Annotated in this window: 24 protein-coding genes; 12 read left to right on the plus strand and 12 right to left on the minus strand. The window is 63.6% G+C overall.

The features are described 5' to 3' along the window. Positions 1 to 51 precede the first annotated feature (51 nt). Positions 52 to 1,674 carry a trimethylamine methyltransferase family protein gene (locus AC1D1B_RS00895; RefSeq protein WP_477328848.1) on the plus strand — a complete coding sequence of 541 codons (1,623 nt, stop codon included), beginning with the start codon at positions 52 to 54 and terminating at the stop codon, positions 1,672 to 1,674. 16 nt (positions 1,675 to 1,690) lie between these two features. On the opposite strand, the gene AC1D1B_RS00900 is transcribed toward AC1D1B_RS00895, so the two are convergent. Then, positions 1,691 to 2,089, minus strand: a complete 399-nt coding sequence (locus AC1D1B_RS00900) for a hypothetical protein (RefSeq protein ID WP_477328849.1) — start codon at positions 2,087 to 2,089, stop codon at positions 1,691 to 1,693. A 138-nt stretch (positions 2,090 to 2,227) separates the two neighbouring features. After that, complete coding sequence (locus AC1D1B_RS00905; protein WP_477328850.1) at positions 2,228 to 4,033, minus strand: IlvD/Edd family dehydratase; 1,806 nt, start codon at positions 4,031 to 4,033, stop codon at positions 2,228 to 2,230. A gap of 146 nt (positions 4,034 to 4,179) precedes the next feature. Between AC1D1B_RS00905 and AC1D1B_RS00910 the strand changes: the two genes are divergently transcribed. Next, positions 4,180 to 4,629 (plus strand): SRPBCC family protein, encoded by a 450-nt coding sequence (locus tag AC1D1B_RS00910; protein WP_477328851.1) that lies wholly within the window; start codon positions 4,180 to 4,182, stop codon positions 4,627 to 4,629. Positions 4,630 to 4,636: 7 nt separating this feature from the next. On the opposite strand, the gene AC1D1B_RS00915 is transcribed toward AC1D1B_RS00910, so the two are convergent. Then, a complete protein-coding gene (locus AC1D1B_RS00915; RefSeq protein ID WP_477330489.1) occupies positions 4,637 to 5,815 on the minus strand; it encodes an Mrp/NBP35 family ATP-binding protein in 1,179 nt (392 codons plus the stop codon). A 154-nt stretch (positions 5,816 to 5,969) separates the two neighbouring features. Here AC1D1B_RS00915 and AC1D1B_RS00920 point away from each other — a divergent pair, with 154 nt between their 5' ends. The 10 genes from AC1D1B_RS00920 (at position 5,970) to AC1D1B_RS00965 (ending at position 16,241) form a co-directional block, all read left to right on the plus strand. Then, positions 5,970 to 6,869, plus strand: a complete 900-nt coding sequence (locus AC1D1B_RS00920; protein ID WP_477328852.1) for a LysR family transcriptional regulator — start codon at positions 5,970 to 5,972, stop codon at positions 6,867 to 6,869. Positions 6,870 to 7,060: 191 nt separating this feature from the next. Then, entirely contained in the window at positions 7,061 to 7,540 is a 480-nt protein-coding gene (locus AC1D1B_RS00925) for a formate dehydrogenase subunit gamma (protein ID WP_477328853.1), read from the plus strand. Next, a complete protein-coding gene (locus AC1D1B_RS00930; RefSeq protein ID WP_477328854.1) occupies positions 7,537 to 9,093 on the plus strand; it encodes a formate dehydrogenase beta subunit in 1,557 nt (518 codons plus the stop codon). The genes AC1D1B_RS00925 and AC1D1B_RS00930 overlap by 4 nt, the downstream gene beginning before the upstream one ends. A 10-nt stretch (positions 9,094 to 9,103) precedes the next feature. Next, positions 9,104 to 12,016, plus strand: coding sequence for a formate dehydrogenase subunit alpha (gene fdhF, locus AC1D1B_RS00935; protein ID WP_477328855.1), 2,913 nt, complete (start codon positions 9,104 to 9,106; stop codon positions 12,014 to 12,016). A 2-nt stretch (positions 12,017 to 12,018) separates the two neighbouring features. After that, the gene (gene fdhD, locus AC1D1B_RS00940; protein ID WP_477328856.1) at positions 12,019 to 12,849 is read left to right on the plus strand and encodes a formate dehydrogenase accessory sulfurtransferase FdhD; all 831 of its coding nucleotides are present in this window, start codon (positions 12,019 to 12,021) and stop codon (positions 12,847 to 12,849) included. Further along, complete coding sequence (locus tag AC1D1B_RS00945; protein ID WP_477328857.1) at positions 12,839 to 13,153, plus strand: formate dehydrogenase subunit delta; 315 nt, start codon at positions 12,839 to 12,841, stop codon at positions 13,151 to 13,153. Before fdhD ends, AC1D1B_RS00945 begins: the two co-directional genes overlap by 11 nt. Before the next feature lie 138 nt (positions 13,154 to 13,291). Beyond that, entirely contained in the window at positions 13,292 to 14,845 is a 1,554-nt protein-coding gene (locus AC1D1B_RS00950) for an alpha/beta fold hydrolase (RefSeq protein WP_477328858.1), read from the plus strand. A 109-nt stretch (positions 14,846 to 14,954) separates the two neighbouring features. Then, complete coding sequence (locus AC1D1B_RS00955) at positions 14,955 to 15,431, plus strand: carboxymuconolactone decarboxylase family protein (RefSeq protein ID WP_477328859.1); 477 nt, start codon at positions 14,955 to 14,957, stop codon at positions 15,429 to 15,431. 78 nt (positions 15,432 to 15,509) lie between these two features. Continuing rightward, positions 15,510 to 15,872: a nuclear transport factor 2 family protein gene (locus AC1D1B_RS00960; protein WP_023688799.1), complete on the plus strand. Its 363-nt coding sequence runs from the start codon at positions 15,510 to 15,512 to the stop codon at positions 15,870 to 15,872. 54 nt (positions 15,873 to 15,926) lie between these two features. Further along, positions 15,927 to 16,241, plus strand: a complete 315-nt coding sequence (locus AC1D1B_RS00965) for a hypothetical protein (RefSeq protein ID WP_181056407.1) — start codon at positions 15,927 to 15,929, stop codon at positions 16,239 to 16,241. Positions 16,242 to 16,260: 19 nt separating this feature from the next. Here the strand turns inward: AC1D1B_RS00965 and AC1D1B_RS00970 are convergent, their stop codons facing one another. From AC1D1B_RS00970 to AC1D1B_RS01010, 9 genes are all read right to left on the minus strand, one after another. After that, entirely contained in the window at positions 16,261 to 16,959 is a 699-nt protein-coding gene (locus AC1D1B_RS00970; protein ID WP_477328860.1) for a hypothetical protein, read from the minus strand. A 155-nt stretch (positions 16,960 to 17,114) separates the two neighbouring features. Then, a complete protein-coding gene (locus AC1D1B_RS00975) occupies positions 17,115 to 18,542 on the minus strand; it encodes a gamma-aminobutyraldehyde dehydrogenase (RefSeq protein ID WP_477328861.1) in 1,428 nt (475 codons plus the stop codon). 25 nt (positions 18,543 to 18,567) lie between these two features. After that, a complete protein-coding gene (locus tag AC1D1B_RS00980; RefSeq protein ID WP_477328862.1) occupies positions 18,568 to 19,383 on the minus strand; it encodes an ABC transporter permease in 816 nt (271 codons plus the stop codon). Continuing rightward, positions 19,373 to 20,341 carry an ABC transporter permease gene (locus AC1D1B_RS00985; RefSeq protein WP_477328863.1) on the minus strand — a complete coding sequence of 323 codons (969 nt, stop codon included), beginning with the start codon at positions 20,339 to 20,341 and terminating at the stop codon, positions 19,373 to 19,375. Before AC1D1B_RS00985 ends, AC1D1B_RS00980 begins: the two co-directional genes overlap by 11 nt. Continuing rightward, positions 20,338 to 21,336, minus strand: coding sequence for an ABC transporter ATP-binding protein (locus AC1D1B_RS00990; RefSeq protein ID WP_477328864.1), 999 nt, complete (start codon positions 21,334 to 21,336; stop codon positions 20,338 to 20,340). The genes AC1D1B_RS00985 and AC1D1B_RS00990 overlap by 4 nt, the downstream gene beginning before the upstream one ends. A gap of 179 nt (positions 21,337 to 21,515) precedes the next feature. Then, positions 21,516 to 22,670, minus strand: coding sequence for an ABC transporter substrate-binding protein (locus AC1D1B_RS00995; RefSeq protein WP_477328865.1), 1,155 nt, complete (start codon positions 22,668 to 22,670; stop codon positions 21,516 to 21,518). Positions 22,671 to 22,936: 266 nt separating this feature from the next. Next, positions 22,937 to 23,848 carry a LysR family transcriptional regulator gene (locus AC1D1B_RS01000; protein ID WP_181056415.1) on the minus strand — a complete coding sequence of 304 codons (912 nt, stop codon included), beginning with the start codon at positions 23,846 to 23,848 and terminating at the stop codon, positions 22,937 to 22,939. A 79-nt stretch (positions 23,849 to 23,927) separates the two neighbouring features. Further along, positions 23,928 to 24,539 (minus strand): DedA family protein, encoded by a 612-nt coding sequence (locus AC1D1B_RS01005; protein ID WP_477328866.1) that lies wholly within the window; start codon positions 24,537 to 24,539, stop codon positions 23,928 to 23,930. Further along, entirely contained in the window at positions 24,536 to 25,219 is a 684-nt protein-coding gene (locus AC1D1B_RS01010) for a class I SAM-dependent methyltransferase (protein WP_477328867.1), read from the minus strand. Before AC1D1B_RS01010 ends, AC1D1B_RS01005 begins: the two co-directional genes overlap by 4 nt. Positions 25,220 to 25,234: the final 15 nt, after the last annotated feature.

Raw genomic sequence — 25,234 nt, forward strand, 5'->3', positions numbered from 1 at the left:
GGTGGACCAATCACCGCGTCCGGTTTCGCAGCTAAAGGTGGAGTGCCTCCCATGTCAGTGGCTCTTGAGAAGCAGGATGCGGCTCTTAAGGATGCAGATCTTAAGCAGGAAGCTTTGGGCGACCAGCGTTCGCGGCGATCCGGCGGGCGCGAAGCGCGACGCGCCATGCGGGCTGCACCATTGGCTGACGACATCCGGCCGGTGCGCGCCGGCCTCGAAGGCGGCAGCTACGGCCCGCTCAAGCAAAACGATCAGGAGCGCATCCATGAAGCGGTGCTGACGCTGCTGGAGACCGTCGGCTTCGCCAATGCCATTCCCTCCTGCATCGAGGCGCTGACGAAAGCCGGTGCTACCTATGGCGATGACGGCCGCATCCGCTTCCCGCGCGGCCTGGTAATGGACACGATCAAGAAGGCAGCGCGGAATTTTACGCTGCACGGCCAGGATCCAAGGCATGACATGCTGATCCAGGGCAAACGCGTGCATTACGGCACCGCGGGTGCCGCTGTGCATCTGGTCGATGTCGAAAAGCGCGAATACCGCGAGTCGCTGGTGCAAGACATCTATGACGCCGCCCGCCTCGTCGAAGGGCTCGACAACATCCATTTCTTCCAGCGGCCGATGGTGCCGCGCGACATTCCCGATCCGCTCGAAATGGACTTCAACACGCTCTACGCCTGCGTGATGGGAACGTCCAAGCATGTCGGCACTTCGTTCACGGTGCGTGAGAACGTGCAGCCGGCGCTGGAGATGCTCTATGCGATCGCCGGCGGTGAGGAGAATTTCCGCGCGCGGCCGTTCGTGTCGAACTCCAACTGCTTCGTCGTTCCGCCGATGAAGTTCGCCGAGGACGCCTGCGGCGTGCTCGAAGCCTGTGTCGAAGGCGGCATTCCGATCCTGCTGCTATCGGCCGGCCAGGCCGGCGCCACCGCGCCCGCCGCGATTGCCGGCGCAGTGGTCCAGGCAGTGGCCGAAGTTCTGGTCGGTCTCATCTATGTCAACGCCATCAAGCCGGGGCATCCGGCGATCTTCGGCACCTGGCCGTTCGTCTCCGACCTCCGGACTGGCGCCATGTCGGGCGGTTCGGCCGAGCAGGCGGTGCTGACTTCGGCCTGCGCACAGATGGCGCAATTCTACGACCTGCCGGGCGGCTCGGCCGCCGGCATGACAGACTCGAAACTGCCCGACATCCAGTCCGGCTACGAAAAGGGCATCACCGACGTGATGGCCGGTCTTGCCGGCCTCAACCTGGTCTATGAATCGGCCGGCATGCATGCCTCGCTGCTCGGCTTCTGCCTGGAGAGCCTGATCATCGACAACGACATGCTGGGTCACTGCCTGCGTTGCGTGCGCGGCATCGAGGTCACCGACGAAGCGCTGTCGATCGACACCATCACCGAGGTCTGCATGAATGGCCCGGGCCACTATCTCGGCAATGAGCAGACGCTGCGGCTGATGCAGACCGAATACTTTTATCCGGCCGTCGGCGACCGCTTTTCGCCCAAGGAATGGAACGAGAAGGGCCGGCCCGACATCTTGCAGCGGGCGATCATCGAGAAGAAACGTGTCCTGGCCGAGCGCTTCCCCCGCCATGTGCCGAAGCTGCTCGACGACAAATTGCGCGCCCGCTTCGGCGAGATGATCAAGCTGCCGCGCAGTGGCATGGGTGGGTAAGTCTCAGCTTACGAAATCAGTCCACGCTTAGCCCAAAACGCCCGACAACCTCGGCGCTGATCAGCTTGCCATGCAGCGCCATCAGCACGATCTGCGCGTCGAGGCTGTCGCCGGTTTCAAGAGCTGCCTCGATGCGGCGCTCCGCTTCCAGCCGCCGTTCCGGGCCATTGGCCTGTTCGAACGTTTGTGGGCCTGCGATGCAATAGCCGAACAGCTGCGCCACGGACCGGTAGGCCTCCGGCGGCGGCTCGTCCGGCCAATGGTCCTTCATCAGATTGACGATGGTGAGCTTGACGCCCTCGGGAACAAGCGCCGGATGAAGATCGGCGCCGCGCAGCGCGTTGTCGAGTTCCCTGAGGTCGCCCGAGCGGCCGAACATGCCGAGGAAACCGAGGGAAGAGCGCCGTTTCGTCATGATGGTCTCATCTCTGTGCAGGACGCCGCGAGATGACGTATCTGTAGGTCCGACCCAACCGATACAAGAGCGCCGCCAAGAGAAAAGGCGGCCTGCCCAATGGCAAGCCGCCTTTGATTTCACCGAGCCATGTGGCGCTCAGTGATTGTCCCTTGGCACGCCGCTGGTGTGGGCGACGTCCTGGTATTTTACCGCCGGCTTCAGCACCATTCCTTCGGAGAACTGGTCAACCATGCCGCGCTGGATCTCCTGCCACGGCGTCTGGTGCTGCGGATAGTGATAGCCGCCATTGCCCTGCATCGCCGCGCGCCGCGTGGCGATCTCTTCGTCGCTGACGAGGATATTGGCCGTACCCTTCTTCAGGTCGATGCGAACGCGGTCGCCAGTCCTGAGCAGCGCAAGGCCACCACCTATCGCCGCTTCCGGCGAAGCGTTGAGGATCGACGGCGAGCCCGACGTGCCCGACTGGCGGCCGTCGCCGATGCAGGCCAGCGCATGGATACCCTTCTTGATCAGATAGGCCGGCGGCTGCATGTTGACGACCTCGGCGCCGCCGGGATAACCGATGGGACCGGCGCCGCGCATGAACAGGATGGTGTGCTCGTCGATGCCTTGCGCCGGGTCGTCGATGCGGGTGTGGTAGTCCTCCGGCCCATCGAAGACCATGGCATTGCCCTCGAAGGCTTCCGGGTCCTTCGGGTTGGACAGATAGCGCTCGCGGAATTCCGGCGAGATGCCGCTCATCTTCATGATCGCGGAATCGAAGAGATTGCCGCTGAGGTTGATGAAACCGGCGTTGGTCTTCAGCGGCTCGGCGACGGTGCGGATGACGTCGGTGTTCTCGTTGACAACACCCTTGCAGTTGTCGCCGATCGTCTTGCCGTTGACGGTCATCGCTTCGGGATAGGGCAACAGCCCGCCCTTCAGCAGTTCGGCCACCACGGCCGGCACGCCGCCGGCATGATGATAGTCCTCACCGAGGTATTCGCCCGTCGGCTGCAGATTGACGATCAGCGGCACGTTGAGACCGACTGTCTGCCAGTCGTCATTGGTGAGCGGCACGCCGAGATGGCGAGCGATCGCATTGAGATGGATGGGCGCATTGGTCGAGCCGCCGATCGCCGAATTGACGACGATGGCGTTCTCGAAGGCCTGCCGCGTCATGATGTCGGACGGCTTCAAATCCTCATGCACCATCTCGACGATGCGCTTGCCGGTCTCATAGGAGATCTGGCCGCGCTCGCGGTAGGGCGCCGGAATGGCGGCCGAACCCGGCAATTGCATGCCGAGCGCCTCGGCTAGCGAGTTCATGGTGGTGGCGGTGCCCATGGTGTTGCAGTAGCCGGTAGACGGCGCCGAGGAGGCGACGATGTCCATGAACTCGTCATAGTCGATCTCGCCGGCCGAGAGCCGCTGGCGCGATTCCCAGACGATGGTGCCGGATCCCGTGCGCTTGCCCTTGTGCCAGCCATTCAGCATCGGGCCGACCGACAGGGCGATGGCCGGAATGTTGACGGTCGCCGCCGCCATCAGCAGTGCCGGCGTGGTCTTGTCGCAGCCGATGGTCAGCACGACGCCGTCGAGCGGATAGCCGTAGAGCACCTCGACCAGGCTCAGATAAGCGAGGTTGCGGTCAAGTGCGGCGGTCGGGCGCTTGCCGGTCTCCTGGATCGGATGGCAAGGAAATTCGAAGGGAATGCCGCCCATCGAGACGATGCCTTCGCGCACGCGCTTGGCAAGCTCGATATGGTGGCGGTTGCAGGGCGACAGGTCGGAGCCGGTCTGGGCGATGCCGATCAGCGGCTTGCCCGACATCAGCTCGGCCCGCGTCAGGCCGTAGTTCAGGTAGCGCTCGAGATAGAGCGCGGTCATGCCCGGATTGTCGGGATTGTCGAACCACTCCTGCGAGCGAAACTTCTTCTTTCTGGTGGGGGCGCCTGCCATCGTGGTCTCCGTATTTGTAAGACAAATCGATATGGCAACGAGCGGAAGCAGGCAAGAGGGCGCACCGTCGCAACCGGACTTTGGTGCGATAGACATGCATCGAGCCCTGCGTTAGGCCTTTGAACAGTCTGGCGCGGGAGGTTTTGATGGCTTTGGTGATCGAAGGCGAGGAACGCATTGCCGCACCTCTGCAGAAAGTGTGGGAAGCGCTGAACGATCCGGCCATTCTGAGGGAGAGCATTCCCGGCTGCCAGAGCCTGGAGATGAAATCGCCGACCGAAATGGCGGCGACCGTGGTGCTGAAGGTCGGCCCGATCAAGGCGACCTTCAACGGCGAAGTGACGCTGAAGAACCTCAAGCCACCGCATTCCTACACCATTCAGGGCGAAGGCAAGGGTGGCATTGCCGGCTTCGCCAAGGGCGGCGCCGACGTGACACTGACGGCGGACGGGCCGGATGCGACGGTGCTCAAATACGCGGCCAAGGCCGATGTCGGCGGCAAGATCGCCCAGCTCGGCAGCCGGCTGATCGAATCGACGTCAAAGAAACTGGCGGGGCAGTTTTTCTCGACGTTTGGCGAGAAAGTGGGCGGTTAGGCCCCTCTCACTCGAACACGATGCTGGGCACAGCCGCTGCGGCCGCGCCGCGCTCCTCGTTGACCCGGTCCCAGACCTTCGAGGCAATATCGCGATAGATTTTTGCCTCGGCGCTGTCGGGCTTCGACGCCACCACCGGTGAGCCCTCATCCGAGCTCTCGCGGATGCCCATTTCCAGCGGCACCTCGCCGAGGAACGTCACGCCGAGGCGCTCTGCCTCGCGCCGCGCCCCGCCATGGCCAAAGATGTCGTACCGCTTGCCGGTATCGGGAGCGATGAAATAGCTCATATTCTCGACGATACCGAGCAGCGGCACGTCAACCTTCTTGAACATGTTTAGGCCCTTGCGGGCATCGATCAGGGCCAGGTCCTGCGGCGTCGAGACGATGACGGCGCCGGCCAGCGGCACCTGCTGGGCCATGGTCAGCTGGGCGTCGCCGGTGCCGGGCGGCATGTCGACGACCAGCACGTCGAGCCGACCCCATTCGACCTCGCGCAGCATCTGCGTCAGCGCCGACATCACCATCGGACCGCGCCAGATCATCGGCGTCTCCTCGTCGACGAGGAAGCCCATCGACATCACCTTGAGGCCGTAATTCTCCATCGGTTTCAAGATCTTGCCGTCGACGGTCTGCGGCCGACCATGGATGTTGAGCAGCCTTGGCATGGACGGGCCGTAAATGTCGGCATCGAGCACGCCGACGCGCAGACCATTGGCGGCGAGGCCGAGCGCGATGTTGACGGCGGTGGTCGACTTGCCGACGCCGCCCTTGCCGGAGGCCACCGCGATGATCGCCTCGATGCCCGGCACGCCACGCTTGCCCGAGCTTTGCGAGGCCGGGGCGTGCGGTGCGGGACGGGGCGCGGCGGTTGGAGCCGGTGGTGCCGGTCTGGGTGCGGGGCGCGCCGGCACGGGCGCCTCCATGCCGCCGCCCTTCTTTTCCGCCGTCAATGCGACGACTGCGCCGGCGACACCGGGAATCGCCTTGACAACACGCTCGGCAGCGGCGCGCAGCGGCTCCATCTCCTGCGCGCGGGCAGCGGGAACGGTGATCGAGAAAAACACTTTTGAATCGGCGATGAAAATCTCCGAAACCATGCCGAGGTCGACGATGTTGCCGGTGAAGTCAGGTCCGTTGACCGTCTTCAGACGCTCGGTGACGATTTCCTTGGTGACGGACATCAGGTCTTCCTTATGCAAGCTTGCGCCTGAGATAATGCAGTTTCCCGGCAGAACCAAGCCGTGGCGCAATAGCTGGCCAGATTTGCCTGCAAACGACGGACACCTGAGTTGCCCGACTCGTCTGGCGCAGGCGCCCGGCGCCGGATAGCTTGCGCCAATGATCGACAAGCTCGAATTCTTCATCGCACTGGCCAAGGAGGAGCATTTCGGCCGGGCGGCGGAAGCGTGTGGCGTCACGCAGCCGACCTTGTCGGCCGGCATCAAGCAGTTGGAAGGCCAGCTCGGCGTCATGCTGGTCAATCGCGGCTCGCGCTTCCAGGGGCTGACGCCGGAGGGCAAGCAGGTGCTGGTGTGGGCGCGCCGCATCGTCGGCGACTCGAGGGCCATGCGCGAGGAGATGCGGGCGGCGCGCCACGGTCTGTCCGGCCGCATCCGCATTGCTGCCATTCCGACCGCGCTGGCCATGGTGGCGCGGCTGACGACACCGTTTCGCGAAAAGCACCCTGGCGTCACCTTTTCGGTGCTGTCGCGCACCTCGATCGAGGTGCTATCGCTGCTCGGCAATTTCGATATCGATGCCGGCATCACCTATCTCGACAATGAGCCGCTCGGGCGGGTGACCAGCGTGCCTCTCTATGACGAGCGCTATCAATTGATCACAGCCGTGGGAAATCCCTATTCCGACCGCGACAAAGTGACTTGGGCCGAGATCAGCAAGTTGCCGCTCTGCCTGCTGACACCGGACATGCAGAACCGCCGCATCATCGACCAGCATCTGGCCGAGGCCGGGGTGCAGGTGCGGCCAACGCTCGAATCCAATTCGATGATCGTGCTGTTTTCGCATATAAGGACCGGCAAATGGTCGTCGATCATGCCGCTTAACCTTGCGGAAACATTCGGCTTTTCCGAGCCGATCCGGGCCATTCCGATCGTCGAGCCCGACGCCAGCCACACGGTCGGTCTGGTGGCGACGCCGCGCGAACCGCACACGCCACTGGTGCAGGCGCTGCTGGACGAGGCGATGGCGCTGGCAGACGATTTCCACGCCAGTCGCTGAGCTAGTCATAGCTGGTGAAACGGCACGATAGAAATTTTCTATCGTGCAACGAAACCGCTTTATTGATTTCGGAGGTTTCCTCTGATTTCTTAAGCACTTAGCGATAAAGCGGCGCAGGCATGTCGTTGTTCCAAAACCGCTTCATGCTTTTGGACGATATGAATGGATCGCTACGATAGGGAGGGCGCTGCGTGCCAATGCAGCCTGCAAGTACCGAGATACAGTCGCGCACTGCGGCGATCATCCAGGAGTTGAAGGACCTCGAGGGTCCGCTGCTGCCGATCCTTCACGGCATCCAGGAAGAATTTGGCCATGTACCGCAGGACGCCGTGCCCGTCATCGCCGATGGGCTGAACCTGTCGAGGGCCGAGGTGCACGGCGTCGTGACCTTCTATCATGATTTCCGTGCCCGGCCGGCCGGCCGGCATGTGCTCAAGCTCTGCCAGGCGGAAGCCTGCCAGTCGATGGGTTCGGATGCGGTCGCCGCAAAGGTCAAGCAACTGCTCGGCATCGATTTCCATGAGACCACCCGCGACGGATCGTGTACACTTGAGCCTGTCTATTGCCTCGGGCTTTGCGCCTGTTCACCGTCGGCGATGCTGGATGGTGAGGTGATCGGGCGGCTCGATGACGAGAAGATCGAAGAGATCGTCGCGGAGGTACGCTCATGATCCCGCGCATCTACATTCCAGGTGACTCCGGCGCGCTGGCGCTCGGCGCCGAAAAGGTCGCCAAGGCCATCCGTGCGGAACTGGCCGAACGGAGCATCGAGGCCAAGATCGTGCGCAACGGCTCGCGCGGCGCCTATTTCCTCGAACCCATGGTCGAGGTCGCGACCGAAAAGGGCCGCGTCGCCTACGGGCCGGTCAAGCCCTCAGACGTCAAGAGCCTCTTCGACAGCGGCTTTCTCACCGGCGGCCATCACAAGCGCTGGCTGGGTGCACCGGACAAGATTCCGTTCCTGGCCAAGCAGACGCGCCTGACCTTCGCGCGTTGCGGCATCAACGACCCGCTGTCGCTTGACGCCTACAAGTCACTGGGCGGACTGAAGGGCCTGCAGAACGCGGTGGCTATGGCGCCGCTCGACGTCGTCAAGCAGGTCACGGAATCGGGCTTGCGCGGTCGCGGCGGGGCTGGCTTCCCGACCGGCATCAAGTGGAAGACGGTGCTTGATACCGCCGGTGAGCGCAAGTACATCGTCTGCAACGCCGACGAAGGCGACAGCGCCACCTTCGCCGACCGCATGATCATGGAGGGCGACCCCTTCGTGCTCATCGAAGGCATGACGATTGCCGGCATCGCCACCGGGGCGACCAAGGGCTTCGTCTATATCCGCTCGGAATATCCGCATGCGGTGGCTGTCATGAACAAGGCTGTCGAGGTCGCCCGCAAGGCAGGCGTGCTCGGCGTCAATGTGCTCGGTTCGCCCAACGCTTTCGACATGGAAATCCGGGTCGGCGCCGGCGCCTATGTCTGCGGTGAGGAAACTTCACTGCTGAACAGCCTTGAAGGCAAGCGCGGCGTGGTGCGCGCCAAGCCACCGCTGCCGGCGATCCAAGGATTGTTCGGCAGGCCGACGGTGATTAACAATGTCATCTCGCTGGCTTCCGTGCCGATCATCATGGACAAGGGTGCGGCCTTCTACAAGGATTTCGGCATGGGCCGCTCGCGCGGTACGATTCCGATCCAGATCGCCGGCAACGTCAAGTTCGGCGGCCTGTTCGAGGCAGCCTTCGGCATGACGCTGGGCGAAGTCGTCGACGATATCGGTGGTGGTACGGCCACCGGTCGCCCGGTGAAGGCGGTGCAGGTCGGCGGCCCGCTCGGCGCCTATTTCCCGCGCGCGCTGTTCGACACTGCATTCGACTATGAAGCCTTTGCCGCCAAAGACGGACTCATCGGTCATGCCGGCATCACCGTGTTCGACGACACGGCCGACATGCTGAAGCAGGCGCGCTTCGCCATGGAATTCTGTGCCATTGAGAGCTGCGGCAAATGCACGCCCTGCCGCATCGGCTCGATACGCGGGGTGGAGACCATCGACAGGCTTGCCGCCGGCATCGAGCCGGAAAAGAACCTGGCTCTGGTCACCGATCTCTGCAACACGATGAAGTTCGGATCGCTCTGCGCGTTGGGCGGCTTCACGCCCTACCCGGTGATGAGCTCGATCACCCATTTCCCCGAAGATTTCAAGCCCGCGCCGGCGCGCGTGGCTGCTGAATAGGAGCTGGCAGATGAATATCAAGGCCGACTTCCCGATACTCATCGAAGAACTCGACTACGGAACCCCGGAATCGAAGGCGCAAAAGCAGGTCACGCTGATCGTCGACGGCCGCAGTATCAGCGTGCCGGAGGGTACGTCGATCATGCGCGCGGCGATGGAAGGCGGGGTCGAGATCCCAAAACTCTGCGCCACGGACATGTTGGACTCGTTCGGTTCCTGCCGCGTCTGCCTGGTCGAGATCGAAGGGCGCGGCGGCACGCCGGCATCCTGCACGACGCCGGTCGGCGAAGGCATGGTGGTGCGCACGCAATCCGAGCGGCTCGACGCCATCCGCCGCGGTGTCATGGAGCTTTACGTCTCCGACCATCCGACTGGCTGGAACGAGAAGGCCGGCACCGGCGCCAGCGAGTTCGACGTCGTGGCGAAGTCGGTCGGCCTGACCGAGAACCGCTTCGGAATCGAGGGCCGCAACCACGTCAAGCAGGAAAACGGCGTCGCGCCGGGCCATGGCTCGCTGGCGGTCGACTACATCGCTCGCGATGAGTCCAACCCCTATTTCACCTATGATCCGGCGCAATGTATCGTGTGCTCGCGCTGCGTGCGGGCCTGCGAGGAGGTGCAAGGCACCTTCGCGCTGACGATCGAGGGCCGCGGTTTCGAATCGCGCATGGTCGCCGGCATGCATGAGGATTTCATCGCCTCCGAATGCGTGTCCTGCGGCGCCTGCGTGCAGGCCTGTCCGACCGATGCGCTGCGTGAAAAGACCGTGCTTGAGAAAGGCATGCCCGAGCGTTCCGCTGTCACCACCTGTGCCTATTGCGGCGTCGGCTGCTCTTTCAAGGCCGAAGTGAAGGGCGACGAAGTCATTCGCATGATGCCCTACAAGGACGGCAAGGCGAACCACGGCCACTCCTGCGTGAAGGGCCGTTTCGCCTATGGCTACGCGACCCACAAGGACCGCATCCTGTCGCCGATGATCCGGGAAAAAGTCAGCGATCCCTGGCGCGAGGTGAGCTGGGAAGAGGCGATCGCCCATACAGCCAAGGAATTCCGCCGTATCCAATATCAATACGGACGCACCTCGATCGGCGGTATCACGTCCTCGCGCTGCACGAATGAGGAGACCTATCTGGTCCAGAAGCTGGTGCGCCAAGGCTTCCGCAACAACAATGTCGACACCTGCGCCCGCGTCTGCCACTCGCCGACCGGCTACGGCCTCGGCCAGACCTATGGCACCTCGGCCGGCACCCAGGATTTCGATTCCGTCGAGTTCACCGATGTCGCCGTCATCATCGGCGCCAACCCGGTTTCCGCGCATCCTGTGTTTGCTTCGCGGCTGAAGAAGCGGCTGCGCCAGGGCGCCAAGCTGATCGTGCTCGATCCGCGCCGCACCGAAATGGTCAAGTCGGCGCATGTCGAGGCCGACTACCACCTGCCGCTGAAGCCCGGCACCAACGTGGCGGTGCTGACGTCGCTCGCGCATGTCATCGTCACCGAAGGGCTTTTCGACGAAGCCTTCATCCGCGAACGCTGCGACTGGACGGAGTTCCAGGACTGGGCCTCCTTCGTCGCTTTGCCGGAGAACAGCCCCGAGACCGTCGGCAAGCTTTCCGGCGTCGACCCGGAGCTGATCCGGGGTGCTGCGCGGCTCTATGCCAAGGGCGGCAACGGCGCGATTTATTACGGCCTCGGCGTCACCGAACACAGCCAGGGCTCGACCACGGTTATGGCTATCGCCAACCTTGCCATGGCGACCGGCAATATCGGCCGCCCGGGCGTCGGCGTGAACCCGTTGCGCGGCCAGAACAATGTGCAGGGCTCGTGCGACATGGGCTCGTTCCCGCACGAACTGCCGGGCTACCGCCACATCTCCGGCGAGGCGGTGCGCGACATCTATGAGAGCCTGTGGGGTGTGAAGCTCGACGACGAACCGGGCCTGCGCATCCCCAACATGTTGGATGCCGCTGTCGACGGCTCCTTCAAAGGCATCTACATCCAGGGCGAGGACATCCTGCAGTCGGACCCTGACACCAAGCATGTCGCGGCCGGCCTGGCGGCGATGGAATGCGTGGTCGTGCACGATCTGTTCCTCAACGAGACAGCGAACTACGCGCATGTCTTCCTGCCGGGCTCGACCTTCCTGGAGAAGGACGGCACCTTCACCAATGCCGAGCGCCGCATCAACATGGTGCGCAAGGTGCTGGAGCCGAAGGCGCGCTACGCCGACTGGGAAGCGACGCAGGAGCTTGCCCGTGCGATCGGGCTTGACTGGAACTACCAGCATCCCTCCGAGATCATGGACGAGATCGCCAAGACGACGCCAAGCTTCGCCGGCGTCTCCTTCGATCTGCTGGACCGTGTCGGATCGGTGCAATGGCCGTGCAACGAGAAGGCCCCGCTCGGCACGCCGATCATGCATATCGACGCCTTCGTGCGCGGCAAGGGCAAGTTCATCCGCACCGAATATGTGGCGACCGACGAGCGGACCGGGCCGCGTTTCCCGTTGCTGCTGACCACCGGCCGCATCCTCAGCCAGTACAATGTCGGTGCACAGACAAGGCGCACCGAAAACGTCATGTGGCACTCGGAAGACCGGCTGGAAATCCATCCGCACGATGCCGAGAACCGCGGCCTGCGCGATGGCGACTGGGTGCGCCTGACCAGCCGTTCGGGCGAGACGACGCTGCGTGCGCTGATCACCGACCGGGTGTCGCCGGGTGTGGTCTACACCACCTTCCATCATCCGGACACGCAGGCCAACGTCATCACCACCGACTTCTCGGACTGGGCGACCAATTGTCCGGAGTACAAGGTGACGGCGGTGCAGGTCGGCGCCTCGAACGGGCCTTCGGACTGGCAACGCGACTATGACGAGCAGGCGCGCAACAGCCGCCGCATCGCTCCGCTGCAGGCGGCGGAGTAGTCTTGGCCGCGCGCCGCAAAGCAACGACGCAGATATCGCGGCTGGCGCACCGGGCCAGCGGCACTGCGGCGGCTAACCGGATGGTGCCGGAAGAGACGCCGGTGGCGTTCTCCTTTGCCGGCACCACCCATGCGGTGATGATGGCGAGCCCGGCCGATTTCGAGGATTTCGCACTCGGCTTCTCGCTGACCGAAGGCATCATCGCGTTGCCTGACGAGATCGAGGCGATCGAGGTCGAGGACCATGGCGCCGGGATCGACATCCAGATCCGACTGAAGGACCAGGCCAATACGCGCTTCGAGGCGCGACGCAGGCGCTTGGCCGGGCCGGTTGGCTGCGGGCTGTGCGGCATCGAATCCATCGAGGAAGCGATGCGCTCGGTCGACAATGTTGGTGCGTCCAAACTTACGCTTGAGGCCGACGACATTGTTCGCTCGGTCAGGCTGTTGTCGAAGGTGCAGCCGCTGCATTCCGAAACCGGTGCCGTGCACGCTGCGGGCTTCTATGTACCGGGCAAGGGCATTGTCATGGCGCGCGAGGATGTCGGCCGCCACAATGCGCTGGACAAGCTGGCCGGCGCGCTGGCGAAGGCCGGCATTAACGGTGCCTCGGGCGCCGTGGTCGTGACCTCACGCGTCTCGGTTGAGATGGTGCAGAAGACGGCGGCGATCGGCTCGGCTTTCATCATCGCCGTGTCGGCGCCGACCGCGCTTGCCATCCGCACAGCGGAAGAGGCAGGAATGACGCTGGTGGCGCTGGTGCGCGGCGACGATTTCGATGTTTTCACCCACCCGGAACGGGTGGTCTTGGGAGTTGCCCAGCATGTCGCATGACGAAGAGCACATCACGAGCACCAGGGAAAAGCTGGTGCGCATGGCCAACCAGATCGCCGCCTTCTTCCATTCAAGGCCGCGCGAGGAAGGCGTGGCGGGTGTGGCCGAGCACATCAACAAGTTCTGGGAGCCCAGGATGCGGCGGCAGTTCTTCGAGATGCTGGATAGCGGCGGCGAAGATTTTGATGAGCTTGTCGTCGTGGCCTCGGCCAGGATCAAGCGGCCGAAGACCGAGGAGCAGGCCGATATGAGCATCGGCTACGTCCAACCCACGGGTGCAGAGAGCGCCGCTCCCCAGAAATAGCCGATCGCCAGAAATAGTCGGTCGAACGCGGTTCGCGCCGCGGGCTATATTCCTGCCTTCTAAAGTTTGACTGCCGCAGGCAGCAGGCGTCTGCTATGGTCGACGATCAGAAATCGTCGGGCCGGGCGGGATCCAGTCGTGAGGCCGATCGAGACGCGATATGCCCTCAGCGGCGACGTGCGGATCGCCTATCAGGTGGTCGGCCAGGGATCGTTTGACCTGGTTTTCGTGCCCGGCTTCATTTCCAACCTCGACCTGCATTGGGAAGACGAGGGTTATACGAGGCTGTTGAGACGGCTCTCGGCGTTCTCGCGGCTGATCCTGTTCGACAAGCGCGGCACCGGCCTGTCCGACCGCGTCGACCCACGCCATCTGCCCAGCTTAGAGACCCGCATGGACGATGTGCGGGCGGTGATGGATGCCACAGGCAGCGGCCGCGCCGCCCTGCTCGGCGCCTCGGAAGGCGCGCCGATGGCAATGCTGTTTGCCGCCACTTATCCGGAACGGACACGGGCGCTGGCGCTCTATGGCGGCTATGCGCATTTCCACAAATGGGTGATGCCGCCCGAACGCCTTGAGGCCTTCATCGCGACGGCCGGCACAACCTGGGGCACTGGCGCCACTCTGCCAAACTTCGCGCCGGGCCGCGTCGATGACCCGCATTTCACCCAGTGGTGGGCGCGCTTCGAACGGCTGTCGGCCAGCCCGACGGCAGCGGCGGCCCTGGCACGGATGAATGCCGACATCGACGTGCGCGGCGTGCTTTCGGCGATCGGTGCACCGACCCTGCTCATCCATCGCCGTAACGATGTGCGGGTGGACCCCGATGCCAGCCGCTTCCTGGCGAAAAAGATCGCGAATGCGCGACTGGTCGAAATCCCCGGACGCGACCATCCGATCTGGACCGGCGACGTCGACCGGGTGGCAGACCTGATCGAGGAATTCCTGACCGGCGAGCGTGCCGTGGCCGAAGCGGAGCGCGTGCTTGCCGCTCTTCTGGCGACACGCATCTACGATACGGCGCGGGTGGGGGACCGCATGTGGAGCGAACGCAGCGAGCGCTTCCAGGAGACATGGCGGCAGCTGGTCGGCCGTCATGGCGGACGCGTCGCCGGCATCCATGGCGAATTGATGATCTCGCGCTTCGACGGGCCGGCGCGGGCCATACGCTGCGCGGCGGCGCTGCGCGATGCGGCGCAGCATATGGGCATTGCAAGCGCCCAGGGCGCGCATGTCGGCGAGGTCGAAATGCGCGGGCCGCCGGTGGGGCTGATGGCACGGGTGACGATGCAGATCGCCGCCCGTGCCGGGCGCGGCGATATTCTGGCGTCGCGGCTGGTCGCCGATCTGGCGGCCGGTTCCGGCCTGCATTTCATCGATGCCGGGCATGTCACGGTGGATGAGTTGGACGAGCCGCTGGCACTGGTCCAGGCGACGTCGGAACAGCATCTCGAACCGGCCTGCCGGCCGAAGGCGAAGCCAACCGAGGCGGCTCAACTAACGGCGCGCGAAAGCGAGGTGGTGAGCCTGATCGCCGACGGCAAGAGCAATGCCGCGATCGCTGCCGAGCTGAGGCTCAGCGAGCATACGGTCAAGCGTCATGTCGCCAACATATTGCTGAAGCTCGACCTGCCGTCACGGGCGGCGGCAGCGGCATTTTCCGCCAGGCACACTGGCCCGGACGGGCCATAGGAGCCATGGCGCTTTCGGGCGAAGCGGCCAAGGGCGCACAGGCGCTACCAATTCTCTCCATGCAGCCCAGACGGATGTCGCCGGGAAGGCGCTGCGAACGGAGGATGCAATGCTGAAGTCAAACAGGTCGATCAAATCGCTGGTGATAGCGGCAGGCGTTGGCGTGCTGTTCGCTGTCGCTCCGGCAAAAGCCGATGAGGCGTCGGCCGCCGCCTACAAGGACATCGAGGCGACGCTCGGCTCGGTGCCGGACATGTTCAAGACGCTGCCCGATGTCGCGGTTGCCGGCGCCTGGGCCGAGATCAAGGGCGTGCAGCTCAACCCCAAGACCGCGCTCGACGGCAAGACCAAGGAACTGATGGGGCTGGCCGTCGCCTCGCAGATCCCCTGCCAGTACTGCATCTATTTCCACACCGAGGCCGCCAGGCTCAATGGCGCGACCGATGAGGAGATCAAGGAGACGATCGCTATGGCGGCGATCGTGCGCCATTGGTCGACGATGCTCAACGGCAGCCAGGTCGATTTCGCCACCTTCAAACAGCAGACCGACGGCGTGTTCGCGGCCATCAAAGCCAAGTCGCAGTGAAAGACCCTGCCCGGCGATAGGCGCCGGGCAAGTGCTTGTGATCATCAACCGCCCGATCGACGGGCCATGGAGGAAAAAATGCTGACCAAGACGCAAAGCGTGGACGGCGCGGCGATCAAGAAAGCGATCGAAGGACGGGACGGCAGGATGCTGGCGAGCTTCTATGCCGACGATGCGCTGGTGCGGGTGATCGATCGCAACAACCCGCCGAGCAAACCGCGCGAGATCCGCGGCCGGGCGGCAATCAGCACGTTCTGGGACGATATCTGCAGCCGGGCAATGACCCACAAGGTCGACACCACCATCGCCGATGGCGACAATCTCGCCTTCACCCAGGCCTGCGCCTATCCGGACGGCACGAAAGTGTTCTGCGCGGCGATGCTGGAGCTGAAGAACGGACGGATTGCGCGACAGACCGTCGTGCAGGCCTGGGACGAGTAGGTCAACCGCGAAAAGATCAACCGCGGTTTGGGCCGCAAAACTGGAGGAGACAAAATGTTCAGCGCCAGATGGCAGATCGACGCCAAGTTCGGGCACAAGCAGACCGTGCTCGACCTGCTCAAGAAATGGGAACGCGAAATCGGCTCTCAGGTCGGCATTGCCGATCTCGAGTTCCAGATCATGACCGGCTCGATCGGCGCGCGGGAGGCGACGGTCGAGTCGCATCACCAGGTCGAGAGCCTGGCCCAGTTGGAGGCGTTCTTCGCCAAGATCGGCAAGATCGATGCGCACGCAAAATGGGGCAAGGAGATGGAGCCCTATGTCGTTTCGGGCACCAGCCTTTGGAACATCTACCGCATCGTGGAGTAGGAGCAGTGAATTTCGGCCGTCAGTTGCGGCGGCCGAAATTCGATCGTTGCCCGGCGAAGCGGCCTTCCCTGGCCAATCCGGACATCGCGGTATGCGCGGGCTGATTGGGCAGCTTGGCCTGTTTGGCCAGGGCGGCCGCTATCAGGGCGTCGGCCTGGCGGGCGCGCTGGTCCGCGCCGGCATCGCCGGCGAGGTTGCCGGTCGTGGCGTAATTCGATGCCTGCCTGCGGGGCCGGAAGGCAATGTACAGGAGCAGCGCGCCGAGCAGTCCGGCGCCGATGACGATTGTAAGGCGCGTGCCGGTCATGCCGGTGCGTTCGATCTGAGTGGGGTTGGCGGGGTTCTGGACGACGGTGAGCTTGTCGCCGACCTGCGGTTCGCGGGCACCGTTCTTGTTCAGCTCCATCGTGGCCTCGACGGCATCAGTGCCGGCGCCGACGCGCAAGGTGCCGGTGAACTTCTGGGTCACCTTCCACTCTTTGTCCGCGTGCACCGTTTTGAACGCGTCAACCAGCTCGCAGGGGATCGTGGCGGTGCTGACAGTCTTGTAGACGATCTTGTGGGCGGTCGATTCCATGTCGCATTCGACAGTGACCGCGAGGATTTCGGCGGGCGCTTCGGGCCAGCCGCTTTTCTTGATAATGTCCTTGCCGCCGAACACAGCGATCAGCAGACAGAAGCCGCCAATGAGTACCAGCTTGATCTTGGTCGTGTTCATGCGCAAACCCCCTCGCCGCGCGGTTTTCCGGCAAGGAGGCTGCTCGTTCAGGTTGAATATTCAGTAAATCGTGAACACTCGCCGTGCCGCAAAAGTCACTCACGCTTAATATGCAGAAAACAGCCCGGCGAATATTTTAGGGATAGTGGTATCCGCTACCCGTGGGCCACCATCACATGCCTGACAGCGGTATAGTCCTCCAGCGCGTAAAGGGACATGTCCTTGCCGTAGCCGGACTGTTTCAACCCGCCATGCGGCATCTCGTTGGTCAGCATGAAATGGGTGTTGATCCAGGTGCAACCGTACTGAAGACGGGCGGCCGTCGCCATGGCCCGCGAGACGTCCTTGGTCCACACCGAGGACGCCAGGCCGTAGTCGCTGTCATTGGCCCAGCCCACCGCTTCGTCGACCTCGGAGAAGCGGGTGATCGAGACGACCGGGCCGAACACTTCGCGGCGAACGATTTCGTCTTCCTGCAGCGCGCCGGCAACGACAGTCGGCTGGTAGTAGAAGCCGGAGCCTTCGCCCGGCTTGCCGCCGGTGGTGATCTCGATGTGCTTCAATTCCGAGGCACGCTCGACGAAGCTCGAGACGCGGTCGCGCTGGCGGCGCGAGATCAGCGGGCCGATTTCGTTTTCGGTGTCGTCAGGCTGGTTGTATTTGATGGTCGAGACCGCTGAAGAGAGATCGGCAACGAGCTTGTCGTAGATCTTCTTGCCGGCATAGATGCGGCAGGCGGCCGTGCAGTCCTGCCCGGCATTGTAATAACCGAAGGCGCGCAGGCCGTTGACCACAGCGCCGAGATCGGCGTCGTCGAAGACGATGACCGGCGCCTTGCCGCCGAGCTCCAGATGGGTGCGCTTGACCGATTTGGCGGCGGCCTGCAGCACCTTCTTGCCGGTGGCGACATCGCCGGTGATCGAGATCATGTTGACCTTGGCGTGGTTTATCAGCGCGTTGCCGACGCTGTCGCCACGGCCGAGCACGACGTTGACGACGCCTTCGGGCAGCACGTCGGCCAGAATCCTGGCCAGCTTCAGCGCCGTCAGCGGCGTCTGTTCCGACGGCTTGAAGACGACGGTGTTGCCGCCGGCGATCGCCGGCGCCAGCTTCCACGCCATCATCATCAGCGGATAGTTCCAGGGCGCGATCGAGGCGACGATACCGATCGGGTCGCGCCGCACCATCGAGGTGTGGCCGGGCAGATATTCGCCGGCGACCACGCCGGGCATCGAACGCACCGCGCCGGCAAAGAAGCGGTAGCAGTCGACGATCGCCGGGATTTCGTCATTGAGCACTGCGTTGATCGGCTTGCCGCAGTTCAGCGCCTCGAGCGCGGCGAACTCCTTGGCCTCGGCCTCGATGCGGTCGGCAATCTTGAGGAGATAGCCGGAGCGCTGCGCCGGCGTGGTACGCGACCACGTGACGAAGGCTTTTTCGGCCGCCGCGACAGCAGCCTCGATCTGCGCCGGGCTTGCTTCCGGCAGGTTGAGAATGGTCGCCCCGGTCTTTGGATTGAGGATCGGCTCCTCGGTTTCGGTGCCCTTGTCGAAGATCGAGCCGATCAGCATCTGGGTGTCCATGGACGTCTCTCCCTTGTCGATTGGATTATTTGCCGGAACCGGCGATCTGGTCGCCGTCACGGGTCAGGTAATAGGCAAACAGGATGGGCAGCAGCGTCACCAGGACCACGACCATGGCGACGACATTGGTGACCGGGCGCTGGCGCGGACGGATCAGTTCCTCCAGCATCCAGATCGGCACGGTCTGCTGCTGGCCGGCGGTGAAGGTGGTGACGATGACCTCGTCGAAGGACAGCGCGAAGGCCAGCATGCCGCCGGCAAGCAGAGCGGTGGCGATGTTGGGCAGCACGACATGCCGAAAGGTCTGGAAACCGTCGGCGCCCAGGTCCATCGAGGCCTCGATCATCGAGCCCGAGGAGCGGCGGAAACGGGCAACGGCATTGTTGTAGACGACGACGACGCAGAAGGTGGCGTGGCCGAGCACGATCGTCCAGAACGAGAACGGGATATCGGCGAGCGAGAAAGCCGAGCGCAATGCGATGCCGGTGATGATGCCGGGCAGCGCGATCGGCAGGATGACGAGCAGCGAGATGGCCTCATGGCCGAAGAATTTCGTCCGCGACACGGCGGCGGCGCACAGGGTGCCCAGTATCAAGGCAATCGCTGTCGAGATGGCAGCGACGCGGACCGAGAGCGACAGCGCCTGCCAGACATCCGGACGGTTCCAGGTAACGGCGAACCATTGCGTGGTCAGCCCCGGCGGCGGCCAGACGAAGCTCTTCTCCTCGGTGGTGAAGGCGTAGACGAAGATCAGCAGGATCGGCAGATGCAAGAAGAGCAGGCCGCAAGCGGCTGCGATCTTGAGGCCGAGCGGGGCGGATTGCGAACCGTCAGAGCGCATCGAACGCCCCCATGCGCTTGGCGCCCCAGAGGTAGAAACCCATGATGACGATGGGCACGACGGTGAAGGCCGCGGCAAGCGGGATGTTGCCGGCCGTGCCTTGCTGCGAATAGACGGCTTGGCCAATGAACAGTCGCGACGTGCCGATGATCTGCGGGATGATGTAGTCGCCCAGCGTCAGCGAGAAGGTGAAGATCGAGCCAGCGACGATGCCGGGCAGCGCCAGCGGGAACAGCACGTTGCGGAAGGTCTGGCCTGGCGACGCCCCTAGATCGGAGGAAGCCTCGACCAGATTGCCGGGAACGCGTTCCAATGCCGCCTGCACGGGCAAGATCATGAACGGCAGCCAGACATAGACGAAAGCGATAAAGGTGCCGGTGGCGGAGACCGACAGGGAGTTGCCGCCGACGACCGGCAGCGACAGCCAGCCATCGAGCACCCAGAGCAAATGCAATTTGGCGAGCAGCCAGGTCAGAATGCCTTCCTTGGCGAGGATCAGCTTCCAGGCGTAGATCTTGACCAGGTAGCTCGACCACAGCGGCAGCATGACGCCGAGATAAAACAGTGCCTTCCAGCGGCCGCGGGCATAGCGCGCCGCGTAGTAGGCGATGGGGAAGGCGATGATGGCGGAAGCCAGCGTGACCAGCACCGCCATCGTCACCGTGCGCAAGATGATGTCGAGATTGGCGGCCTGGAAAAGGTCGCCATAGGTCTTCAGCGTGAACTCATGGTTGATGAGGCCGGAGAACTCATCGATCGAGAAAAAGCTCTGCGCCAGCAGCGCGAACAGCGAGCCGATATAGACGACGCCCAGCCACAGCACCGGCGGCAGCAGCATGATGAACAGCAGCAATTGCGGCCGGCGCCAGAAGAGGTCGGAGAGCGCACCGCGCAGGCCGCCGCTGCCGGGCAGGATGGCGGGCGCCGTGGCGCGCAGCATGGCGGCGTCGAGGCTCATGCCGGCTCGTCCATCAGATGCAGGTGCTCGCGGTTGAAGGTGAGCACCACCGCTTCGCCTTCCGCCGGCAGTTTCGTGCCGGCCGGCACGATGGCGTGCAGCCGCAAGCCGTCGGCGTCGAGCGCCAGCCTTGTCGTCGCCCCGAGATAGTTGGTTCCGACCAGGCGGGCGGCTACGCCTTCGCCTTTCGCGGCGCGGCCGATGCGAATGGATTCAGGACGCAAGCTGCCCCAGCGGTGCTGGCCGGAATAGCGCTGGACGAAATCCGGCGGCAACACATTGGAGGAGCCTACGAAATCGGCGACGAAGCGTGTCTTCGGCCGCTGGTAGATGTCTTCCGGCGTTCCGATCTGCATGATCTTGCCGTCATTGAAGACGGCGACGCGGTCGGCCATCGACAGCGCTTCGCCCTGGTCGTGGGTGACGAAAACGAAGGTGATGCCGAGCGCCTTCTGCAGCGACTTCAGCTCTTCCTGCATGTTCTCGCGCAGTTTGAGGTCGAGCGCGCCGAGCGGCTCGTCGAGCAGCAGCACCTTGGGCTGGTTGACCAGGGCGCGGGCAAGCGCAACGCGCTGGCGCTGGCCGCCGGAGAGCTGGCCGGGACGGCGGGCGCCATAGCCGGGCAGACGCACCAGCGACAGTGCCTCTTCCGCCGCCTTCTGCCGCTGCGGCTTGGCGACGCCCCTGACCATCAGGCCATAGGCGACGTTGTCGAGCACGTTGAGATGCGGGAACAGCGCATAGTCCTGGAACACGGTGTTGACGTTGCGACGATAGGGCGGCACGCCCTCTGCACGCTCGCCGAAGATCGAGATCGAGCCCGAGGTCGGCTGCTCGAAGCCGGCGATCAGGCGCAGGCACGTCGTCTTGCCCGAACCGGACGGGCCGAGCATGGCGAAGAACTCACCCGGCACGATGTCGAGATCGACCGCATCGACGGCGCGCACGCTGCCGAAATGGCGAGAGACCTTTTGGAACGAAACGGCTGATGTCATGGGCCTGTCAGTCTGTTGGCTGCTCGAATGAAGACGAGTTCATGCGCCGCCCCACCTCCCCCCTGATGGGGGAGGTCGCGGCGAAACCACGGGTGGGGGTGATTAGCACCAACGTTCGCGCTGCCCCCCGCCCGACGCTGCGCGTCGACCCTCCCCACTAGGGGGAGGGTAAGGCGAAATTACCGACCGCCGATGACGCCGATATAGTCAGACACCCAGCGGTAGTAGGGCACGCATTGGTCGTTCTGGGTGGCGCATTTCGAGACCGGGGTCTTCCAGAACTTGATCTTGTCGAAATTGTCGTAGCCGTTGGTCTTGCAGCCTTCCTCACCGAGCAGTTCATTGCCCTTGCAGGCGGCTGGCACGACGGGAAGCGAACCGAACCAGGCCGAGACGTCGCCCTGGACCTTGGGCGACAGCGAATGTTCGAGCCACATATAGGCGCAGTTCGGATGCGCGGCGTCGGCCTCCATCATGGTGGTGTCGGCCCAACCGGTGACGCCTTCTTCCGGCACGGTCGAGGCGACCGGCTTCTTGGCGGCGACCAGCGTGTTGACCTGGTAGGGCCACGAACCGGAAGCGACGACGCCTTCGTTCTGGAAGTCGTCGACCTGGATGGCGGCGTCATGCCAGTAGCGGCCGACCAGCGTGCGCTGGACGCGCAGCAATTCGAGCGCGGCCTTGTACTGGTCCTCGTTCAGCTCGTAGGGATCCTTGATGCCGAGTTCCGGCTTGTGGAACATCAAATAGTTGGCGGCGTCGGCAATGTGGATCGGGCCGTCATAGGCCTGGACGCGGCCCTTATTCGGCTTGCCGTCCGGCAGGTCCATCGCCTCGAAGACGATGTTCCAGCTCTTGGGCGCTTCCTTGAAGACATCGGTGTTGTACATCAGGATGTTCGGACCCCACTGATAGGGAACGCCATAATGCACCTTGTCGACGGTGAACCAGGGCGCATCCTTCAGCCGGTCGTCGACGCTCTTCCAGCTCGGGATGAGATCGGTGTTGATCGGCTGAACGCGCTTGCCGGCGACGAGGCGCAGCGAGGCGTCACCCGAAGCGGTGACCAGATCGAAGCCACCCTCATTCATCAGCGAGACCATCTCGTCGGAGGTGTTGGCGGTCTTGACGTTGACCTTGCAGCCGCTCTCCTTCTCGAAGGAGCTTACCCAGTCATAGCCCTTGTCGGTTTCGCCGCGCTCGATATAGCCCGGCCAGGCAACGATGCTGACCTCGCCTTCGCCCTTGCCAAGTTCCTTGACCTGGGCGACGGCCTGACCGGAAAAGGTCAGCGCGACCGTCAAAGCCGTGCACGCCTTCAGAAATGAATTCATCGTCAATCTCCCATTTTGGCGCCTGACTGCGAAGCCGGTCTTCGCTGCGGTCAGCCGCAGGCTGAAAAGCGTCAGTTCGTCCGATGGACGCTTACCGCTCTAGCGGCGGTTCGGTCCTTGAAATGAAAAGTGCTTGGAAAACTCCGGTTTCGCAAATTCATTTATCAGAAGGACGATATCGGTTTTTCCGATAGATAGATACCGAATGCATGTCGCTCAAAAGTGGCCCCGGTTTTGAGAGAACGACATGCATCAAACAAAGACTATCAGCGCTGCTGGCGGACCGTACGCTGCGACTGGGCAAGGCCGATGAAGTCGCGCGCGGCCTGTGGCAGGCCGGAGCCGCGGCGCCAGACCATGCCGACCTGGACGACGGGCAAAGTGCCGGAAATATCACGCGATTCGATGCGGTCGCCTTCCAGTGACCATGGCCGGTAGACGAGGTCGGGCAGCAGCGCCACGCCCGCACCGGTGGCAACCAGGCTGCGCACCGCTTCGACCGAGCGGGTGCGGAAGGCGACATAGGGCTTGGCGCCGATCGCGGCCAGAAGCTTGCCAGTGCTTTCCTCGATCTCGTCGACGGTGAGCATGATCAGCGGTTCGCCGGCAATGTCGCCGATGCCGATAATGTCGGCGCTGGCCAGTTTATGGCTGAGCGGCACCCACAGCCGGTAGGCCGAGACTTCGAGGATTTCCGACTGCAGTGCGGTGCGGTCGCGCAAATTGGAGGTGACCATGACCGCGATGTCGAGCTTGCCGCCGATCAGCAGGTGCTCGAGATAGTCGCCATTGTCTTCGATGGCCGAGACATCGACGCCTGGATAGGCGCGGCGGTAGCGCGCCAGAAGATCGGACAGCACATAGCCGGCGACCAGCGAGGTGACGCCGAGCTGCAGGCGCCCGCCGGCCACCACCTGATCGTCAGAGAAAGCGCGACGCGCATCGGAGACGTCGGCCAGGATCTTGGTCGCATGGCGCAGGAACTGGTGGCCTTTGTGGGTGATGTTGAGGCCACGCGGATGGCGTTCGAACAATTCGACGCCTAGATCGCTCTCCAGTTCCTTGATCGCCTCGGTGACCGAGGATTGCGAGATGGAGAGGTTCTGTGCCGCGCCCGACACCGTGCCCTGCTCGGCGACGGCAATGAAGAACTGCAACTGGCGGATGGTGAAGGCCATGGCCGGACTAAACACCGGCGCGGCGGGGAAGGAAAGCCGAAGGCAGAGCTTATCCCGTGGCGGCTTGCGGCGCCTCCTGTCAGCCGAACCCGAGGCGCCGCCGCCAGGCAGGACCGTAGCGCAGCGCGAGCATGAACGCCGTCTCCAGCGCCAAGACGATGACGATGATACGAAAGCCGACGGCATAGGAATCCCGGCCGCTGCCGCGCATGAGATAACCGGTGATGAGAAAGCCGGTATTCCACAAAGTGGCACCGAGAAGCGTCGCCGCAGCGAAGGGCAAGAGTGGCAGGCGAAGCGCGCCGGCCGCGATCGGCAGGTAGTTGCGCACCGTCGGGATGAACTGCACCAGCAAGGATACCCGGACATGATGGCGGCGATAGGCCTCGCCAAGTCTGCTGTAGGTCGCATAGCGCAGGCAGACATATTTGCCGAAACGCTCGACCAGCCTGTCAGCACGATCCAATCCAATCCGGCGACCCACACTATACCAGACAAGGCAGCCTGTGATGGCAGATAGCGTCGTCACCAGAAGCAGGATCGCCAGCGTCGGGAGATCCGGGGCTGCGGTCATGCCGAGGAACAACAGCAGCACATGCGAGGGCGGCAGCGGCAAAATCTTTTCGGTAAAGGCGAGGCAAGCGACGCCGAGCAGGCCGAAGCCCAGGATCGCCGACAACGGATCAGTCATGCGAAGCGCCAGTCATAGGTTTTGAGGTTCTTGATCCGGGATACCTTATACACCGTCGCCGGCGGAAAGTTGCGAAAGGTGCGGCCAAGCCGGATCTCTTCCAGGTCGAGCCTGTCGAGCAATGTCTGGTCGAAAGGGCAACGGCTGCCCAATGTGTACTGGTAAAGGGCCGCGCCTGGCCGAAGGGCGTCGAACACCCCTTCCAATATTGCAAAAGCCTTGCGTGGCGACATCAGCCGAAACGGCAATCCGCTGATGGCGGCCCCCACTACTGGACCGTCGAACAGAGGCGGATGGCGCAGACCAACCGCATCCATTTCAAAGATGCGCGCGGCGGGGAAGCGGCGCGTCAGCAGCGAGGCAAAGTCCGGGTCGGCCTCGACCAAGGTCAGATCCTGCTCCCTGACACCTCGTTCCAGCAGTGCTCGCGTGAACGGACCGGTGCCCGGTCCAAGTTCCAGCACCTGACCAGTTTCAGGACCGATCTCGCGCGTGATCAGGGCCGCGAGACTGGAACCGGAGGGCGTGACCGCGCCGATCCGGAGCGGCGCCAGCGTCCAGGCCATGAGGAAAGACAAGGCATCGTTTGCAGGCATGGTGACCTCACTGCTGATGCGGGCGATTCGCCTGGCCCGCACTTCGATGAGGCGCTGTTTGCGGCGACCGGATTGCGTGGACATTGCGAAGCACCGGCT

The sequence above is a fragment of the Mesorhizobium sp. P2_C5_2 genome, from assembly GCF_056404535.1.